We start from the raw sequence: 18698 nt of genomic DNA, 5'->3' as shown, positions 1-18698 counted from the left end.
CCTGACGTACGACGAAAAGGCCGGCCCGATCATCGGGCCGGCCCTTCGTGTTGACGCCGTCAGCGGGCGATCTCGGTGACCCGGGACTCGCGGACCACGGTCACCCGGATCTGCCCCGGGTAGGTCAGCTCCTCCTCGATCTGCTTGGCCACGTCGCGGGCCAGCACGGCCGCGCCGATGTCGTCGACGTCGTCCGGCTTGACCATCACCCGGATCTCCCGGCCGGCCTGCATGGCGAAGACCTTCTCCACGCCGATCTTGCCGGCCGCGATCTCCTCGATCCGCTCCAGCCGCTTGACGTACGCCTCCAGGCTCTCCCGCCGGGCCCCCGGCCGGCCGCCCGAGCAGGCGTCCGACGCCTGGGTGAGGACAGCCTCGATGGTCTGCGGCGGCACCTCGTTGTGGTGCGCCTCGATGGCGTGCACGACGTCCTCGCTCTCGCCGTACTTGCGGGCGAGGTCGGCGCCGATGATGGCGTGGCTGCCCTCCACCTCGTGCGTGAGCGCCTTGCCGATGTCGTGCAGGAACGCCGAGCGCTTGATGATCGGCACGTCCAGCCGCAACTCGGCGGCCATGATGCCGGCGATGTGCGCGGTCTCCACCAGGTGCTTGAGCACGTTCTGCCCGTACGACGTCCGGTAGCGCAGCCGGCCGAGCAGGGTGACCAGCTCCGGGTGGATCTCGGTGATGCCGACCTCGACCAGGGCGTCCTCGGCGGCCCGCTGGCAGAGCTCCTCCACCTCGTGCCGGGCCAGGTCGTAGACCTCCTCGATGCGGTGCGGGTGGATCCGCCCGTCCAGGACCAGCTTCTCCAGGGTCAGCCGCCCCACCTCCCGGCGCACCGGGTCGAAGCAGGAGAGCAGCACCGCCTCGGGGGTGTCGTCGATGATCAGGTTCACGCCGGTGACCGACTCGAAGGCGCGGATGTTGCGGCCCTCCCGGCCGATGATCCGCCCCTTCATCTCGTCGCCGGGCAGGTGCAGGACACTGACCACGCTCTCGGCGGTCTGCTCGCTGGCGACCCGCTGGATGGCGTCGACGACGATGTGCCGGGCGCGCTGCTCGGCGGTGCCGCGGGCGTCGGACTCGATGTCGCGGACCAGCAGCGCGGCCTCCCGCTTGGCCTGGACCTCGATCGCCTCGATCAGCTCCGCCCGGGCCGCGTCGGCGGTGAGGCCGGCGACCCGCTCCAGCTCGCGGCGCCGCTGCTCCTCCGCCTCGGCCAGCTCGGCCTCGCGCTGGGCGAGGGCGGCCTCACGGGCCGACAGTGCCGCGCTGGCGGCGGTGAGCTGCCGTTCCCGCTCGGCGAGGCGCTCCACCTCCTCGGTGTGCAGCCGCTCGCGCTCGTCCATCCGGGCCGCCCGCCGGTCCACCTCGGCGGCCTGCTCCCGGGTGGTGGCGGCGAGCACCGCGACCTCCCGCTCGCCGCTGCGCCGGGCGGTGGCCCGCAACTGCTCCGCGTCCGCCTCGGCCTGCTTGTGGGCCCGCTCCAGGACGGTGTCGGCCTCCGCCCGGGCGTCGTCGAGCACCCGGCGGGCCTCCGCCCGGGCCGCCTTCGCCTCGGCCTTCGCGGCGGCCGCCTCGGTACGGGCCGCCGCGGCGGCGGACTTCGCCACGTCGATCGTGCTGTTGGCCTCGTCGGCGGCGGTGCGCAGGGCCGCGAGGGACTGCTCCTGCCGGTCCTTCTCGGCGATGAAGGCGGGGTCCCCGGGCGCCGGCGCCGCACCGAACCGGCGCAGCGCCCGTACGCCGAGCAGCACCGCCCCGAGCACGACCACGGTCAGGACCAGCACCACGGCGAGGATCACGATGTCGAACCCGCTCATGCCGGCGCCCCGCTCCGCCCGATGGCCACAGGGCCCGGCCCGACCGGCCCGCTCATGTCGGGACCCCGGTGGAACTGCGCCGCCTCGCCATGGCCGCCTCCCCTGAACGTCGGGACCGCAGCGACCGTGCCGATGGGCACGCACCCTGCGGCTGTGGACGCCCGACCGGAGCGACTGGCCGTGGGGTAGCTTCCGTCGGCGGTGCCCACGCGGGAGCATCGCCGACGGCCGGGTGCAGTTGTCGCGCCAGCGTCGGACCGGCCAGTCCGAAGCTGCCGCCAATGGCCGATCGGATCGGCCAAAGTGATGCTGTTCCGTTACGCGATCTATGTTGTGCGCTTAGCCTGCGCTTGGTCGGGCAATGTGAGCCTGTATGGCGAGGCTAGGTCTCCCGGGGGGCTCCGGTCAAGAACTCATGATCAAACCCCCCGAACGGAGAGAAGTTGTCGCGTCACGCACCGCTGATGCGCGCCCGGACACGGGCGGACAAAACGGCTGCGGACCGGGTCGCGCGGCGCGTCGGCCCTGCTCAGCAGGGCGGCCCGTACGCACCCGCCGACGCACCGCCCGGCGGCCGTCCGCGAAGCCGCCGGCGCGCGGCAGGCCGGCTGTGACGCAACCCTCTGCGCCGCGACGCTCGCCGGAGCCCACGAGGGCACCACTCCCCCGGATCGGGGTGGGTCAGCGGGCACCCGCCGCCAGTGCCGCCGCCACCAGTGCGGCGTTGTCGGGCGCGGGTGAGCCGTCGGGCATCGACAGCGTGTCCTCCAGCCCGACGCGGCTGTGCAGGCCCCGGCGCACCGCCTCGGTCAGCACCGGCCAGGTCGCCGGCCCCTCGGCATGCAGCAGGACCGGCGGGCTCCCGGCCGCAGGGGACGGCAGCGCGGCCAGCATCGCGGCGGCGTCCGCGAGCGCCACCGCCCGGTCCTCGGCCATGCACTCGATCAGGATCCGCCCGGCCGGCACGCGCCACCGCGCGTACGCCCCGACCGCGTCGACCGTCCAGAGCCCCGCCTCGACCATGACGCCCCGCTCGTGCAGCGCCGTCGCCACCGCCTCCGCGCCCGGCTCGTGAGCGTTGACCGAGGCGAAGTCGGGCAGCACGGTCCAGGCCCGGACAGCGGCCACCCGGGCGGCCGGCTGCGCCTCGATCCAGGCCCCGGTGCTCACCCCCACCGGCAGCCCCGGTCGGGCGGCCCGGATCGCGTCCAGCGCAGCGGCGACCACAAGTGGGTGCAGGGATTCGCGGCCGGCGGCGTCCCGGGGATGCACGTGCACCGCCCCTGCGCCGAGCCCCGCGCAGCGGGCCGCGTCGGCCGCCAACTCGGCCGGGGTGACCGGCACCGCCGGATGCTCGGCACGCCCTCGGGCCCCGTTGAGGCACGCCTTCAACACGAAGTCTCCCCTCGCCCACTGCCGGGCCTGCGGCCCTGCCGACACACGCCTCCAGCACGGGCCCGCCGCCGGGCTCAGCGGCCCGTCGCGACGCGACCGCAACACGGCGTCCCACCGCCCGGGCTCAGCGGCCCGTCGTCACGCGCCTCCCGCAGCGGGCCCTTCCGGCCCGGCGCTCCGCTCACCCTGGGGAGCGGCTGTCCCGCTCCAGCTCGCCCTCGGCGTCGGCGAGCGCGTCCGCGTCGATCTGCTCGGCGAACTCGGCCGCCTCGGCGCTCTGTGCCGCGAGGGCGTCCTTCACCGCCCGGATCGCCACGCCCGGCGGGTAGCCCTTGCGGGCCAGCATGGCCACCAGCCGCCGGAAGACCGCGTCCAGCTCGCCCCTGGCGGTGCGCAGCTTCCGCTCGACCAGGGCCCGAGCTGTCTCGGCCTCGGTCTCCTCGTCCAGCTCGCCGAGGGCCTCGCTCGCGACCTCGCCGTCCACCCCGCGTTGGCGCAGCTCGTTGGCGAGTGCCCGGCGGGCGAGGCCCCGGCCGGAGTGCCGGCTGGCCACCCAGGCCCGGGCGAACGCGGCGTCGTCGATGATGCCGACCTCGTCGTAGCGGTCGAGCACCTGCGCCGAGACCTCGTCGGAGACGCCCCGCTTCGCCAGCGCCCCGGCCAGCTCGGCCCGGGTGCGGGGCCGGACGGCCAGCTGGCGCAGGCAGATCTCCCGCGCCAGCTCGGCCTCGTCGCGCGGCGGGGCCGGGGGCGCCTCGGGATCGGTGTCGTCGGTACGGCCGCACCGGCCCCGACGGGGCCGGGGCGCGCTGTCGTCACCCGCGCGGGCGGGGCTGGCATCCCAGCCCCGCCCGGTGCGGGCGCGTCGTCCTGCCACGGGTCAGGGACCGGTCAGAAGTCGACCGGCGGCAGCTCCGGGCCACCGGCGGCGTCGCCCGCGCCGACCCCGACGCCGAGCTTCTCCAGGATCTTCTTCTCGATCTCGGCGGCGACGTCCGGGTTCTCCCGGAGGAACTCGCGGGCCTTCTCCTTGCCCTGGCCCAGCTGGTCGCCGTCGTAGGTGTACCAGGCGCCGGACTTGCGGATGATCGCCTGCTCCACGCCGACGTCGATCAGCGAGCCCTCGCGGGAGATGCCCTTGCCGTACATGATGTCGAACTCGGCCTGCTTGAACGGCGCGGCGACCTTGTTCTTCACGACCTTGACCCGGGTGCGGTTGCCGACCACGTCGGTGCCGTCCTTGAGGCTCTCGATGCGGCGCACGTCGAGCCGGACCGAGGCGTAGAACTTCAGCGCCCGACCACCCGTGGTGGTCTCGGGGCTGCCGAACATCACGCCGATCTTCTCGCGGAGCTGGTTGATGAAGATCGCCGTGGTGCCGGTGTTGTTGAGCACACCGGTGATCTTCCGCAGCGCCTGGCTCATCAGCCGGGCCTGCAGACCCACGTGGCTGTCGCCCATCTCGCCCTCGATCTCGGCGCGCGGCACCAGGGCAGCCACCGAGTCGATGACGATGATGTCGATCGCGCCGGAGCGGACCAGCATGTCCGTGATCTCCAGCGCCTGCTCGCCGGTGTCCGGCTGGGAGACCAGCAGGGCGTCGGTGTCGACGCCGAGGGCCTTGGCGTATTCCGGGTCGAGCGCGTGCTCGGCGTCGACGAAGGCGGCGATGCCGCCGGCCCGCTGGGCGTTGGCCACCGCGTGCAGGGCCACCGTGGTCTTACCGCTGGACTCCGGACCGTAGATCTCGACGACCCGGCCCCGGGGCAGACCGCCCACGCCGAGCGCCACGTCGAGCGCGATCGAACCCGTCGGAATCACCGACGTCTGGACGACCGGCCGCTCTCCCAGCCGCATCACCGAACCCTTGCCGAACTGCTTGTCGATCTGAGCGAGAGCAAGGTCGAGTGCCTTCTCCCGGTCGGGCCCTGCGGCCATGTTTGCCACCCCTGCCTTCGCCGGCGTCTTTCCTGAGCTTCGCGTCACGCGGACACGCTAGGCGCTGGGTCCGACAGAAAACCAGCCGACCGGCCGTGAGCTGTGGACGAGCACCCCGCTGTGGACAATAGCCGAACAGGTGTACGAGGCGGCAAGCGACACGCGGAAGCCACGAAACGGCTGCTCAGCGTAGCCGCGCGGGCACCCGGTCGGGATAGGCGGCGCAGACCGCCCGCCACACCACGTGGGTCTGCTCACCCGACGCCAGGGCCTGCTCGATGGTCCGCCCGCCGAGCTGCGAGAGCACCTGGTCGCGGGCGATGCTGCCCGCGTAGCCGGGCCCGAAGGCATCCTCCAGCCGGGACCAGAAGTCGGTCAGCCGCACGTGATCAGTCCTCCTCGTCCGGTGCCCCCACCGGCACCGGCCGCAACGCTAGCGTCACCAGGGGCACCACCGCGACCGCCGCGAGCCCGGTGAGCACCGGGTAACCGGCCGCCTCCACGACAAACCCGCTGACCGCCCCGGCGGCGGCGCCGGCCAGGCCCATGGTCAGGTCGGAGAGCCCCTGCACGCTCGGCCGGATCCCCACCGGCACGGACTCCGACAGCAGCGTCGAGCCCGCGACCATGGTCCCCGACCAACCCAGGCCGAGCAGGAACAACCCGACCGAGAGCCAGGCCGTGTGGTGCCCGGCCGTGCCGGCGACCGCGCACGCCGTGAGCAGCAGCCCGACGCCGCCGAGGATCACCGCCCGGCGACCGACCCGGTCGGTGAGCCAGCCCGCCACCGGGGCGAGCGCGTACATGCCGGCGATGTGCAGGCTCAGCACGAGACCGACCACCCGCAGCACGTCGGCGTCGTCGTGCCACTCGTGCAGGCGCACGGGGGTCATCACCATCACCGCGACCATGACCAGGTGGCCGACCGCCACCGCGACGATGCCGAGCCGGGCGGCCGGCCGCGCGCGTACCACCGCCCAGGCGGCCCGCATGCCCGCACCGCGCCGGGCGGTCGGCGCCGGCGGGGCGACGGGGGTCGCCGGGGTGCCGGCCGCCGCCAGCCGGCGCGCCGTGAGCAGCGGGTCCGGCCGCAGCAGCGCCAGGATCGCCCCGGCGGCCAGCACGAGCGCGACGGCGCTGAACGCGAACGGACCGGCCAGCGTCGGCAGCCCCCACCCGCTGGTGGTGCGGTCGGCGAGCGAGGCGAAGTTCGGCGCGGCGACCGCGCCGATGGTGGTGGCCCAGACGATCAACGAGAGCTGGCGGCCCCGGCGCGCCGGCTCGGCCAGGTCCACCGCCGTGTAGCGGGCCTGGAGGTTGGCCGCGCTGCCGCCGCCGAACAGGAGCATGCCGAGGAAGAGCAGCGGGACCCAGCGGGTCACCGCGGCGAGGACCACCAGGGCGCCGCCGGCCGCGCCGGTGAGGTACGCGACGACCAGGCCGGGCCGCCGGCCACGCACGGTCATGATCCGGGTGACCGGCACGGCGAGCAACGCCCCGCCCACCACGGCGGCGCTGCTGACCAGGCCCGCGACGGCGGTGCCGGCGACGTCGGAGGCGAGCAGCGCCCCGACGGCGACGCCGATGGTCACCCCGATCCCGCCGACGATCTGGGTGACGAAGAGCAGCCGCAGGGTACGCCGCTGGATGGGCGCGACGTCGGCGGCGACGAGCGGCGCGACGAGGTCGGTGGCCATGGCGGCTCCTTCGAGGTAAGGGGCGAGGTGCCATCTCATCCTTGCGCACCCCGCCCCGCCACCCGGCAGCCCGTCGGCGTTACAACCCCAGGCCCCGGCCGATGATCTCCTTCATGATCTCGGTGGTGCCGCCGTAGATCGTCTGCACCCGCCCGTCCAGCCACGCCTTCGCCACCGGGTACTCCAGCATGTAGCCGTAGCCGCCGTGCAGCTGCACGCAACGGTCGGAGACCCTGTTCTGCAGCTCGGTGGTCCACCACTTCGCCTTGGCCGCATCGGTGACCGAGAGCCGACCGGCGCCGTACTCCGCGACGCAGTGGTTGACGAAGGTACGGGCAATGGTGACCTCGGTGTCCAGCTCGGCCAGCAGGAAGCGGTTGTGCTGGAACGCGCCGATCGGCCGGCCGAACGCCTGCCGGGAGCGGGCATAGTCGAGGGTGACGGCGAGCAGCCGCTCGGCGGCGGCCACCGCGACGACCGCGATGCTGAGCCGCTCCCGGGGCAGGTTGGCCATCAGGTGGTAGAAGCCGTGGTTCTCGGTGCCGATCAGGTTTTCCGCCGGCACCCGGCAGTCGTCGAAGAACAGCTCGGCGGTGTCGTTGGCCTTGAGCCCGACCTTGGCCAGCCGCCGGCCCCGGGAGAAGCCGGGGGTGCCGCTCTCCACCGCGATCAGGCTCACCCCGTGCGCGCCCTGCTCCGGCGCGGTACGCACGACCACGACCACCAGGTCGGCCATCTCCCCGTTGGTGATGAAGGTCTTCTGGCCGTTGAGCACCCAGCCGTCGCCTTCGCGGACCGCGCTCGTGCGGATCCCGGCCAGGTCGGAGCCGGCGCCGGGCTCGCTCATCGCGATCGCGGTGACCAGGTCGCCGGAGCAGAACCCGGGCAGCCAGCGCTTGCGCTGCTCGTCGGTGGTCAGCTCGGTCAGGTACGGCGCCACCACGTCGTTGTGCAGGCCGAAGCCGAGCCCCGTGCAGCCGCTGGCGACGATCTCCTCGTCCAGCACGGCGTTGAACCGGAAGTCCCGCTGCCCGCCGCCGCCGTACTCCGCGTCGACGTCCATGCCCAGCAGGCCGGCCGCCCCGGCCCGGCGCCACACCTCGCGGTCGACGATGCCGTCGGCCTCCCAGCGCTCGTGGTGGGGCACCGCCTCGCGGGTCAGGAACTCGCGGCACAGCTCGCGGAACTCCTCGTGATCGCGCTCGTAGAGATGCTGCTCCATGGCGGCAAGTGTGGCACCGCTCACCCGTCCGCCGGTCGGTGCCACAGGCGAATCTTGGACAGTTGCCGTTCGCGGCGAACGGCAACTGTCCAAGATCGACGTGGAGTCTCTCGCGAGGCCGGGCACCGGCCGGCGGGCACCGGCCGGTCAGCCGCCGAGGGTGCGGGCTGCCACGGTGAGGTCGGCGACCAGCCCCTCGTACGCCTTGTCCTGGTCGTCGGCGCGCAACACGGCGGACGGGTGGATGGTGGCCAGCAGCCGGGCCGGCGGCGCGTCGGCGACGCCGCCCGCGGAGTCCACCGGCACCCGCCGGAAGTCCTCCGGGTGCTGGGCCGACTCCGGCCAGGGCAGCAGCTCGCCGCGCTGGCGGGTGACCCGGAACGTGGGGCCGAGCAGGGCCTTGGCGGCGGTGGCGCCGAGCACCACCACGATCTCGGGGCGGAGCTGGGCGAACTCGGCCACCAGCCAGGGCCGGCAGGCGGTGACGTGCACCCGGTCCGGGGTCTGGTGGATGCGTCGCTTGCCGCGCAGCTCGAAGCGGAAGTGCTTCACGACGTTGGTGAGGTAGATGTGGCCGGGGTCGAGCCGGGCGTCGTCGACCGCCCTGCGCAGCAGCCGGCCGGCGGGGCCGACGAACGGCAGGCCCTTCTGGTCCTCCAGGTCGCCGGGCTGCTCGCCGACGAAGACCACCCGGGCACTGGCGTCGCCGCGACCGAAGACCGTCTGCGACGCGTCCCGGTGAAGCTCGCAGCCCCGGCAGCCGGCGGCGGCGGTGCGCAGGTCGTCGAGGGTGTCGGCGCGCGGCGGGATGAACTTCTGCGCGCCCGGCGCGGTCCCGGTCTGCTCGGCCATGGTGACCGTTCTACCCGATGCGAAAGGGAACACGCGCTCCCGGCTCACGCCGTGAAGCCGGGGGTGGGGACGGGCCGGACGGCCCGGGCCACGGCCTCGGCCAGGTCCGGGATCTCCGCCTCGTCGAGCGAGCTGACGGTGATCCGCAGCGCCGGCGGGCCGGCGATGCGGTGCAGCGCGCCGGGCGCGACCGCCCAGCCGGCGTCGCGCAGCGCGGTCAGCACGCTGGTCTCGTCGTCGACCGGCAGCCAGACGTTGATGCCGCTGCGGCCGTGGGCGACCAGGCCGTGGCCGGCGAGCGCATCGATCAGCCCCGTGCGCCGCCGCTCGTAGCTGCCGGCGGCCCGGTCCACCAGCCCGGCCACGGCCGGGTCGCGCCAGAGCGCCAGGACGAGCCGTTGCAGCACGGTGGAGACCCAGCCGGCGCCGACCCGGGCCCGACCGGCCACCCGGGCCACCGTGGTCTCGTCGCCGACCAGCACGGCCACCCGCAGGTCGGGGCCGAACGGCTTGCTCACCGAGCGGACGAAGGCCCACGCCGGGGTCGCCCCGGCGAGCGGATGCAGCGGTACGCGGGCCAGCTCGGCGGCGTGGTCGTCCTCGATCAGCAACAGGTCGGACCGGCCGGCGAGCAGGGCGCGCAGCTCCCCGGCCCGCTCGGCGGAGACCGCCGCGCCGGTGGGGTTCTGGGCCCGGCTCGTCACGATTAGCGCCCGCGCGCCGGCGGCGAGCGCGGCGGCGACCCCGGCGACCAGCGGACCGTCGTCGTCGACCGGCACGCCGATCGGCCGCAGCCCGAGCGCGGCGACCAGGTCGAGCAGGTTGGCCCAGCCCGGGTCTTCGACCGCGACCGCGTCGCCGGGGCGCAGGTGCGCGCCGAGCAGCCGCTCGATGCCGTCCAGCGCGCCGCCGGTGACGGTCAGCTCCGTCGCCGGTACGCCGTCGGCGGCCAGCCGCTCGCGGGCCGCCTCGGCCAGGTCGGGCAGCACCCCGGCCGCGGGGTAGCCGACCGGCTCGCCCGCGGCGGCGGCGAGGCCGGCGAGGTGCGCCCCGAGGGGCGGCAGCAGCCGCACGTCCGGCTCGCCCCGGGAGAGGTCGCGCAGGCCGGGGGCGGTCGGCGGGCGCAACGCGGAGCGGCGGGACGCCACGGGCGGCCGGGGCCGGACCCGGGTGCCGTGCCGGCCGGCGGTGACCACCAGGCCGCGCTGGCGCAGCTCCTGGTAGGCGCGGGCCGCCGTGGCCGGGCTCACCGCGAGCCGGGCGGCGAGCTCCCGCACCGGGGGCAGCGCGTCGCCGGGGGCGAGGGCGGCGGAGCGGATGCCCGATTCGATGCTGGCCGAAATCTCGGCGGCCGTCGTACCGGCGACCTGATAGCGTGCTGACACAAATCAGGGATTGTACTAGAACAAAGGTCGAGCCATGTACGCACCCACCGACCGGACCACCGCCAGCCGCTCCCGGGAACGGATGAGCTACGACGAGACCGCCGCGCACGCGATCCTCGACGAGGCGTACGACTGCGCGCTCGGGTTCACCGTCGACGGCGAGCCCCGGGTGCTGCCCACCCTGCACGTCCGCGTCGGCGACACCCTCTACCTGCACGGCTCCACCGGCAGCCGGCCGCTGCTCGCCGCCCGGGGCGACGGGCTGCCGGTCTGCGTCGCCGTCACCCTGCTCGACGGCCTCGTCTACGGCCGCTCACAGTTCCACCACAGCGCCAACTACCGCTCGGTGGTCGCCCACGGCACCGCCCGACTGGTCACCGACCAGCGGGAGAAGCTGCGGATGCTGACCGCCCTGGTGGAGAAGGCCGCCGCCGGGCGCAGCGCCGACAGCCGACCCCCGTCGCGCCGGGAGCTGGCCGAGACGGCCGTGCTGGCCCTGCCGTTGCGCGAGGTGTCGGTGCGCGCCCGCACCGGCGGCGTACGCGACGAGGAGACCGACCTCGCCCTGCCGCACTGGGCCGGCGTGGTGCCGCTGCGGCTGACCGCCGGGCTGCCCGAGCCCGACGCCGGGGTGACCGCGCCGGTGCCGGCGTACCTGCGGGAGCGGACCTCGCCGTGGCTCGACCCGGCGGTGCTGCGCGGGGAGCACGTGCTGCTGGAACCGCTCGACCTCGCGCACGCCGACGAGCTGCACGCCGCGACCGCCGACCCGGAGGTCTGGCGGCACCTGGGCAGCCCGCAGCCGGCCGACGCCGCCGGCACCGCCGACGGGATCGCCACCGCGCTGGCCGCCCACCGGCGGGGCGAGCGGGTGCCCTGGGCGCAGCGCTGCGCGGTGACCGGGGCGGTGGTCGGCACCACCTCCTTCTACGAGGTGGACCCGGAGCGCCGGGCGGTGGCGATCGGCTACACCTACCTGGGCCGGCCCTGGTGGCGCACCGCGATCAACACGGAGGCGAAGCTGCTGCTGCTCACCCGCGCCTTCGAGGAGCTGGGCGCGGAGCGGGTGGTCTGGCACACCGACATCCGCAACGAGCGCTCGCAGCGGGCCATCGAGCGCCTCGGCGCGTCCCGCGAGGGGGTGCTGCGGCGGCACCGGCTCCGGCCGGACGGCTCCTGGCGGGACACCGTGCAGTATTCGATGATCGTCGACGAGTGGCCGAACGCACAGGTCACGCTCCGGGAAAGGCTTCGCCGGACGGCACCTGTGGCCCCATGATGGCGGGCGTGCTGGGCATCACCGACATCTGGACGTACGTGCTGGGCACCGTGGCGATCGTTCTGCTGCCCGGTCCCAACTCCCTCTTCGTGCTCTCCACCGCCGCGCAGCGGGGCGTGGCGACCGGCTACCGGGCGGCCGGCGGGGTCTTCGTCGGCGACGGGATACTCATGTTCCTCTCCGCCGCCGGCGTGGCGTCGCTGGTCCAGGCGTACCCGCCGCTCTTCCTCGTGATCAAGTACGCCGGCGCCGCGTACCTCGGCTATGTGGGGTTGACCATGCTGCGCGGCGCGTGGCGGCGCTGGCGGACGCGCAACGACCCGGCCACCCCGCGGCTCATCGACGCCGCGGAGCCGGCGGCGCTGCGCAGCCCCTTCCGCAAGGCGCTGGTGATCAGCCTGCTCAACCCGAAGGCGATCCTCTTCTTCGTCTCGTTCTTCATCCAGTTCGTGGACCCGGGCTACGCCTGGCCGGCGCTGTCGTTCCTGCTGCTCGGCCTGATCGCCCAGGTCACCAGCGCGCTCTACCTGACCGCGCTGATCTTCACGGGCACGTTCCTGGCGGCCCAGTTCCGGCGGCGCCACCGCCTGGCCGCCGGCGCCACCACCGGCGTCGCCGCGCTCTTCCTCGGCTTCAGCCTCAAGCTGGCCACCGCCACCGCCTGACCCGGTCGGGTCAGGTGCCGTCGCCGCCGCCGGAGCCGCCGACGCCGGCTCCGCCGGCCGTGCCGCCCAGTCCGAAGCCGGGGTGGATCGGCTCGTCCGGCGGGCGGCTGACGTGCGCCGACCCCGAGAGGGTCGCCGACCAGTCGGCGTGCGCGGCGGCCGCGGCGTGCCGGTTGATCGCCGTACGCAGCCAGGCGTCCACGGTCGCGATCCAGTCCCGCTGGTCGGCGCCCACGTGCCAGACCCGGAACCGGCTGATGCTCTGGTGGGTGATCCCGGCCAGGGCCAGCCGCCGGTCCAGCCAGAGGATCACCTCCAGGCCCGCCGGCTCGGCGATGAAGATCAATTCCAGCTCGGTGATCGGCCCGGCGTAGAGCGGCGCCACCCAGTAGCCCAGCCGCTGGTGCAGCGGCAGGGTCTGCGCCACCCCCGGCAGCCGCCCGTCGACCAGGCCGGCCTGGCGCATGCTGAAGCCGAGCGTGTCGAGGGCAGCCAGGACGTGCGACTGGGTGGGCAGCGGATGCACGAAGACCGGCACCATCGCGCCCTGGTCGAGGCGGGGCTCGACCGCCACCTCCGTACGCAGCCCCATCCGCAGGCTGAGCAGGGGCACCCCGCCGAACACGGTCACCGGGGTCTCCCACGGCAGCGGGAACTCGAACGGGATCGACCGGCCCCGCCCGGCCCGCAGCACGAAGGCGTCGGCCACCGTCGCCTGGTGGAACTGCACCAGGCGACGGGGCGCCTCCGGGTCGTCCGGCTCGGCCGTGGTGACCAGGCCGAGCCGGACGTGCAGGACGGGTACGTCGGTGGAGCCGGCGACGACGGTGACCCGCCCCGGCAGCCGCAGCCCGGGACGGGTGCTCGCGTTGGCCAGGGCGGTCCGCACCGACAGTCCGGTCCAGCCGGACTCGGGCGACACCCCCGTCAACCGCACGGCACTCCCCCGTCCGTCACCGGGCCAGCTCGGCCACTTCCATGGTCGCGGACCTCGCGCGGGGCCCCTCCATGGTCGCGGACCTCGCGCGTGGCCCCCTATATGGTCGCGGACCTCGCGCGTGGCCGCCTTGACTTCGGCGAGCAGCGGCCACCTATCCGGTTTCATCTCATGCGTCGACCGCGCGGCACCGGGTCGGTCTCGTCGTCGAACTCGCCGATGACCTCCTCCAGCAGGTCCTCCAGCGCGACGAACCCGACCGGCCGGGTCGGCCCGCCACCGTTGCGCACCAGCGCGAGCTGGGACTGCCGGGCGCGCATCTCCGCCACGGCGTCGGTCACCGACGCCGAGGCCGGCAGGGTGAGGGCGTTGGTCATCAGGTCGCCGGCGGTGACCGCGCGCCCCGTGGTGGTGGCCCGCACCGCCTCCCGGACGTGGACCAGGCCGCAGACGTCGCCGTTGGCGTCCAGCACGGCCAGCCGCGACCGGCCGCTGTCCCGGCTGACCTGCTCGATCCGGTCGGCGCCCTCGCCCCGGCGCACCGTCACCATCTGGTCGAACGGCTCCATCACCTGGGCCACCGTGGTGCCCTGCAACTCCAGCATGCTGGTCAGCATCTGGTGCTGCTCCGCGCCCAGCAGCCCGTGCTCACGCGACTGCTCCAGCAGCATGCGCAGCTCGTCCGGGCCGTGCACCTGGGCGAGCTGGTCCTGCGGGTTGACCTTGACCAGCCGCAGCATCGCGTTGGCCAGGGCGTTCATCACCGACAGCACCGGGCGGGCGACCCGCGCGAAGGCGCGGAACGGCAGCGCCAGCAGCACCGCCGAGCGCTCCGGGTCGGTGATCGCCCAGGACTTCGGCGCCATCTCCCCGACCACCAGGTGCAGGAAGGTGACGAGACTCAGCGCGAAGATCAGCGCGATCACGTGGCTCGCGGCGTCCGGCAGCCCGACCGCGTGCAGCAGCGGGCTCAGCAGGTGCTCGATCGCCGGCTCGGCCAGCGCGCCGAGCCCCAGGGTGCAGAGCGTGATGCCGAGCTGCGCGCCGGCGAGCATCAGGGACAGCTCGCGTACGCCGTCGAGCGCGGCCCGGGCGGCCCGGCCGCCTCCGGCGGCCGCGTGCTCCAGCCGGTAACGCTTGCTGGCCACCAGGGCGAACTCGGCGGCCACGAAGAAGCCGTTCAACGCCAGCAGGATCACCGACGTGAAGAGTGCGATGCCGGGGCTCATGCGGACACCTCCCCGGGCTCGGCGATCCGCAGTCGGACCGAGTCGGCCACGTGCCGGTCGACGGCCAGCACCTCGACCAGGGCGCGCGGCTCCTCCGCGCCGTCCTCGCCGTCGGCCGGCAGGCTGATCTCCAGCCGGTCACCGACCTCGGGGACCCGTCCCAGCTCCCGCATGACCAGGCCGGAGAGCGTGTCGTACTCCGGTGCCTCGGGCAGCGAGATGCCGGTGCTGTCGGCCACCTCGTCGATGCGCCAGCGGGCCGGCACCACCCAGGAGCCGTCCTCCTGGCGGGCCGGAGCGCGCTCCGGCGGGTCGTCCTCGTCCCGGATCGGGCCGACGAGTTCCTCGGCGATGTCCTCCAGCGTGATCACGCCGGCGAAGCCGCCGTACTCGTCGACCACGCAGGCGAGCTGCCGGTGGCCGGAGCGCAGCCGGTCCAGCACCGTCGGCAGCGGCAGGGTCTCCGGCACCAGCAGCGGGGGGCCGGCGACCGCGCTGACCGGGGTGCTCGCGCGCCGCTCCGGGGGTACGCCGAGCACGTCGGCGATGCCGACCACGCCGACGAGGTCGTCGACGCCCTCGGTGCCGCGCACGGGGAAGCGGGACTTGCCGGTGTCGAGCAGCTCGACCACCCGGCTGAGCGGCTCGTGCGCGCGTACGGTGTGCACGTCGACGCGGGGCACCATGACCTCGCCCGCGGTCAGCCCCCGGAAGTCGAGGCCCCGGTCGAGCAGCGTGGACATCTCGTCGGTGAGGTGCCCCTCCTGGCGGGACTCGGCGATGATCTGTTCCAGGTCCTGCGGGGTGGCGCCGCTGGGCAGCTCCTCGATCGGCTCGATGCCGACGCGGCGCAGCAGCCGGACCGCGGCCCGGTCGAAGAGCTTGATCAGCGGACCGGCGACCTTGAGGTAGATCAGGGTGGAGCTGCTCAGGGCCTTCGCGAGGGGCTCGGGCCGGGCGATGGCGAGGTTCTTCGGGGCCAGCTCGCCGAGGACCATCTGCACCACGGTGGCGATGACCAGGGCCAGGGCCACGGAGAGCGGCAGCGTGACGGCCGTGGAGACACCGGCGAGCCCGAGCAGCTCGGCCAGCCCGGCACCGAGGAACGGCTCGGCGACGTAACCGACCAGCAGGGCGGTGACGGTGATGCCGAGCTGCGCGCCGGAGAGCATGAACGACAGCCTCGCGGTCACCTCCAGCGCGCGGGCGGCGGCCTTGTCGCCGTCGTCGGCCAGCTGCTTGAGCCGGCCCCGGTCCACGGCGACGTAGCCGAACTCCTGGGCCACGAAGTAGCCCGTGGCGACGGTGAGAACGATGATGAGTAGAAGACCAACGACGATCAACACGGGTCGCTCAGGGCTCCCGGGGTCGTCGGGGTCGGGATACGCCGGGCACGACCCGGCTGGCTACTGCTGCCCTCCTGGGCAGAAGAGTCGATCATGCGGCCCATTTTATCGGGATCAGCTGGATATCCGCTGAAGGTGTGCCGAAGGCCCCCGACGTCCGCGGCGCGAGGCAGCCGCAGGCCGCGGGTCAGGACGGCTCGCCCCCGCCACCCGTACGGCGGTCGGCGGACGCGAGTTCGTCGGCGTCGAGCAGGCCCGGCTCGACCCGGCCGGCCCGGTACGCGGCCCGGCCGATCATCTGGGCCGCCACGGGGGCGGTGGCCAGTTGGAAGATCCCGACCAGCGCCACCATGCCCAGGTCGGCCGGGGTACGCAGGCGCAGCGCCACGCCGAGCAGCAGGAGCAGCACCCCGAGCACCTGCGGCTTGGTCGCGGCGTGCATCCGGTCCAGGGTGCCCGGGAAGCGCAGCACCCCGATCCCGGCGGCGAGGCTCAGCAGGGCGCCGGCCACCAGGCAGCCGCCGCCCAGCCAGTCGGCCAGCGTGCCCCACATCAGGCCTCCCCGTCCTCGCGTACGGCGAAGCGGACCAGCGACACCGACCCGACGAAGCCGAGCATGGACAGCGCCACCAGCACCGGCAGGGTGGTGGCGTGGTGGTTCACCGCGGCCTCCGCCCCGACCGCGCCGACCATCGTGGCGAGCAGCATGTCGGCCGCGACCACCCGGTCGATCAGCGACGGCCCCCGGTAGAGCCGGATCAGGGCCAGCAGCGCGGTCACCGAGAACAGGACGGTGAGGGTGGCGGCGAGGAACGTGATCACGGTTCGGGTCCCCTCTCGACGGGATCGGCGCTGACCCGGCGCACCTCGGCGTCCGAGCCGACCGCGCGGACGAGCCGCCGCTCGACGGCGAGGATCCGTTGCCGGCTGCCGCGCAGGTCCTGCGGGCCGTGGGTGTCGAACACGTGCACGTAGAGGACTCCGACGTCCCGGTCCACCTCGACGATCAGCGTGCCCGGCACCAGCGAGATCGCCTCGGCGGTGAGCGCCAGGTTCAGGTCGGTACGCACCCGGAGGCGGACCGCGATGATCGCCGACCGGGGCTGGTATCCGGGCTGCACCGCGACCCGGGCGACGTGCGCGCTGGCGCTTACCAGTTCGCCGACGAAGCGCACCGCGAAGACGACCAGCGGCCCGGGGCGCAGCCGGCCGCCGAAGCTCACCGGCGGCAGCGGGAAGAACAGCAGCACGGCGCCGGCCACCAGCGTCCCGCCCGCGAGATTGCCCCACGAGAAGTCCCCCCAGAGCAGGCTCCAGACCAGCACCAGCCAGCCGAAGGCGATCAACCGGTCGCGCCGCCGCCCCCGCCCGCGCGGTGGTGCCCCGGAGGCGGGCGTCACGGGGCACCGACCGGCAGCACGGAGCGGATGTACGGGGTGCGCTCGCGCAGGTCGACCGCCGCGTCGGCGGTGACGTCGAACAGCGGCCCGGCGACGACGGTCAGCGCCAGCCCCAGCCCGACCAGCGCGATCGTCGCGCCGACCATCAGCGCCGGCAGGTGGACGACCGGCTCGGTGGTGGCCAGCCGGGGCGCGCGCCAGAAGGCGATGTTCCATACCCGCGAGGCCACGTAGAGGGTGAGCAGGCTCGTCACCGTCCCCGCCGCGACCAGCACGCCGGGCAGCGGCTCGCCGGCCGCGACGCCGGCCTGGAGCAGGCCGAGCTTGCCGAGGAACCCGGAGAAGGGCGGAATCCCGGCGAGGTTCATGGCGGGGACGAAGAAGAGGACGCCGAGCAGCGGGGCCGCCCGGGCCAGCCCGCCGATGCGGCGCAGGTCGGTGCTGCCGGCCCGCTCCTCGACGAGGCCGGCGACCAGGAACAGCGTGGTCTGGATGGTGATGTGGTGCACCACGTAGAAGATCGCGCCGGAGAGCCCGGCGACGGTGCTCAGCCCCACTCCGAAGATCATGTAGCCGATGTGGCTGACCAGGGTGAAGGAGAAGAGCCGCTTCATGTCCGACTGGGCGACCGCGCCGAGGATGCCGACCACCATGGTCAGCCCGGCCACCACCATCAGCAGCCCGGAGACGTGGCCGCCGGGGAAGAGCAGCGTCTCGGTGCGGATGATCGCGTACACGCCGACCTTGGTGAGCAGGCCGGCGAAGACCGCCGTGACGGGAGCCGGCGCCGTCGGGTAGCTGTCCGGCAACCAGGCCGAGAGCGGGAAGACAGCCGCCTTGACCCCGAAGGCGAGCAGCAGCATCAGCTCGAGGGTCAGCCGTACGCCGTCGGGCAGCGCGTCCAGCCGGTGCGCCAACTGGGCCATGTTCAGCGTGCCGGTGGCCGCGTACACCAGCCCCACCGAGGCGAGAAAGATCATCGAGGAGAGGATGCTGACCACCACGTACGTCGAGCCGGTGCGGATCCGGGTCTCGGTGCCGCCGAGGGTGATCAGCACGAAGCTCGCGGCCAGCAGGATCTCGAAGCCGACGAAGAGGTTGAACAGGTCGCCGGCGAGGAACGCGTTGGTCACGCCGGCGGTCAATACCAGGTAGGTCGGGTGGTAGATGGTCACCGGGACGGTCTCGCCGAAGTCCCCCTGCCCCTGGCCGACGGAGTAGAGCAGCACGCACAGGGTCACCGCCGAGGAGACCACCAGCATCAGCGCGGCGAGCTGGTCCGCGACCAGCACGATGCCCACCGGCGCCGGCCATCCGCCGACCTGGACCACCACCGGCCCGTGCCGGTACGCCTGCACCAGCAGCACCGCCGCCACCGCCAGCGTGGCGGTCAGGCAGGCCACGCTGACGAGGCGTTGCAGCCCGGGCCACCGGGCCAGCAGCAGGGTCAGCGCCGCGCCCAGCAGCGGCACCACCACGGGCAGCGGCACGAGCCAGCTCATCGGGCGCCCCGTCCCGCGTACCCGG

At 74.2% G+C, this 18698-nt stretch carries 18 protein-coding genes; 2 read left to right on the top strand and 16 right to left on the bottom strand.

Translation table 11 applies throughout. The annotated features are described in order from the left end of the window. Positions 1-59: 59 nt before the first annotated feature. From rny to ACN27A_RS29885, 9 genes are all read right to left on the bottom strand, one after another. Entirely contained in the window at positions 60-1826 is a 1767-nt protein-coding gene (gene rny / locus ACN27A_RS29925) for a ribonuclease Y (protein ID WP_421457858.1), read from the bottom strand. Between the two features lie 681 nt (positions 1827-2507). Next, positions 2508-3221, bottom strand: coding sequence for a 3-keto-5-aminohexanoate cleavage protein (locus tag ACN27A_RS29920; RefSeq protein ID WP_421457857.1), 714 nt, complete (start codon positions 3219-3221; stop codon positions 2508-2510). A 181-nt stretch (positions 3222-3402) separates the two neighbouring features. Next, entirely contained in the window at positions 3403-4098 is a 696-nt protein-coding gene (locus ACN27A_RS29915) for a regulatory protein RecX (protein WP_421457856.1), read from the bottom strand. A 14-nt stretch (positions 4099-4112) separates the two neighbouring features. Next, on the bottom strand, positions 4113-5159 hold the full coding sequence (gene recA / locus ACN27A_RS29910; RefSeq protein ID WP_089001435.1) for a recombinase RecA: 1047 nt from the start codon (positions 5157-5159) through the stop codon (positions 4113-4115). Between the two features lie 184 nt (positions 5160-5343). Continuing rightward, positions 5344-5544: a DUF3046 domain-containing protein gene (locus tag ACN27A_RS29905; protein WP_421457855.1), complete on the bottom strand. Its 201-nt coding sequence runs from the start codon at positions 5542-5544 to the stop codon at positions 5344-5346. Between the two features lie 4 nt (positions 5545-5548). Continuing rightward, positions 5549-6856 carry an MFS transporter gene (locus ACN27A_RS29900; RefSeq protein ID WP_421457854.1) on the bottom strand — a complete coding sequence of 436 codons (1308 nt, stop codon included), beginning with the start codon at positions 6854-6856 and terminating at the stop codon, positions 5549-5551. Positions 6857-6935: 79 nt separating this feature from the next. Next, positions 6936-8078 (bottom strand): acyl-CoA dehydrogenase family protein, encoded by a 1143-nt coding sequence (locus ACN27A_RS29895; protein WP_421457853.1) that lies wholly within the window; start codon positions 8076-8078, stop codon positions 6936-6938. Between the two features lie 147 nt (positions 8079-8225). After that, positions 8226-8930, bottom strand: coding sequence for a UdgX family uracil-DNA binding protein (locus tag ACN27A_RS29890; protein ID WP_421457852.1), 705 nt, complete (start codon positions 8928-8930; stop codon positions 8226-8228). Between the two features lie 44 nt (positions 8931-8974). Beyond that, positions 8975-10315, bottom strand: coding sequence for an aminotransferase class I/II-fold pyridoxal phosphate-dependent enzyme (locus ACN27A_RS29885; RefSeq protein WP_421457851.1), 1341 nt, complete (start codon positions 10313-10315; stop codon positions 8975-8977). 34 nt (positions 10316-10349) lie between these two features. Here ACN27A_RS29885 and ACN27A_RS29880 point away from each other — a divergent pair, with 34 nt between their 5' ends. Beyond that, positions 10350-11594, top strand: a complete 1245-nt coding sequence (locus ACN27A_RS29880) for a bifunctional pyridoxamine 5'-phosphate oxidase family protein/GNAT family N-acetyltransferase (protein ID WP_421457850.1) — start codon at positions 10350-10352, stop codon at positions 11592-11594. After that, a complete protein-coding gene (gene leuE, locus ACN27A_RS29875) occupies positions 11591-12259 on the top strand; it encodes a leucine efflux protein LeuE (protein WP_311414232.1) in 669 nt (222 codons plus the stop codon). Before ACN27A_RS29880 ends, leuE begins: the two co-directional genes overlap by 4 nt. Before the next feature lie 10 nt (positions 12260-12269). Here the strand turns inward: leuE and ACN27A_RS29870 are convergent, their stop codons facing one another. The 7 genes from ACN27A_RS29870 to ACN27A_RS29840 form a co-directional block, all read right to left on the bottom strand. Continuing rightward, complete coding sequence (locus ACN27A_RS29870; RefSeq protein WP_421457849.1) at positions 12270-13196, bottom strand: sporulation protein; 927 nt, start codon at positions 13194-13196, stop codon at positions 12270-12272. A gap of 164 nt (positions 13197-13360) precedes the next feature. Next, positions 13361-14425 carry a hemolysin family protein gene (locus ACN27A_RS29865; protein ID WP_421457848.1) on the bottom strand — a complete coding sequence of 355 codons (1065 nt, stop codon included), beginning with the start codon at positions 14423-14425 and terminating at the stop codon, positions 13361-13363. Then, on the bottom strand, positions 14422-15771 hold the full coding sequence (locus ACN27A_RS29860; protein WP_132232908.1) for a hemolysin family protein: 1350 nt from the start codon (positions 15769-15771) through the stop codon (positions 14422-14424). Before ACN27A_RS29860 ends, ACN27A_RS29865 begins: the two co-directional genes overlap by 4 nt. 187 nt (positions 15772-15958) lie before the next feature. Then, on the bottom strand, positions 15959-16324 hold the full coding sequence (gene mnhG / locus ACN27A_RS29855; protein ID WP_421457847.1) for a monovalent cation/H(+) antiporter subunit G: 366 nt from the start codon (positions 16322-16324) through the stop codon (positions 15959-15961). Beyond that, a complete protein-coding gene (locus ACN27A_RS29850) occupies positions 16324-16593 on the bottom strand; it encodes a monovalent cation/H+ antiporter complex subunit F (protein ID WP_357577358.1) in 270 nt (89 codons plus the stop codon). The genes mnhG and ACN27A_RS29850 overlap by 1 nt, the downstream gene beginning before the upstream one ends. After that, positions 16590-17171: a Na+/H+ antiporter subunit E gene (locus ACN27A_RS29845; RefSeq protein WP_421457846.1), complete on the bottom strand. Its 582-nt coding sequence runs from the start codon at positions 17169-17171 to the stop codon at positions 16590-16592. The genes ACN27A_RS29850 and ACN27A_RS29845 overlap by 4 nt, the downstream gene beginning before the upstream one ends. Continuing rightward, positions 17168-18673, bottom strand: coding sequence for a Na+/H+ antiporter subunit D (locus ACN27A_RS29840; protein WP_421457845.1), 1506 nt, complete (start codon positions 18671-18673; stop codon positions 17168-17170). Before ACN27A_RS29840 ends, ACN27A_RS29845 begins: the two co-directional genes overlap by 4 nt. Positions 18674-18698 lie beyond the last annotated feature (25 nt).

Origin of the sequence: Micromonospora sp. WMMD737, assembly GCF_049179055.1 — a bacterium.
GTDB lineage: Bacteria > Actinomycetota > Actinomycetes > Mycobacteriales > Micromonosporaceae > Micromonospora > Micromonospora reichwaldensis.
This window is presented reverse-complemented; position numbering and strand designations above follow the sequence as displayed.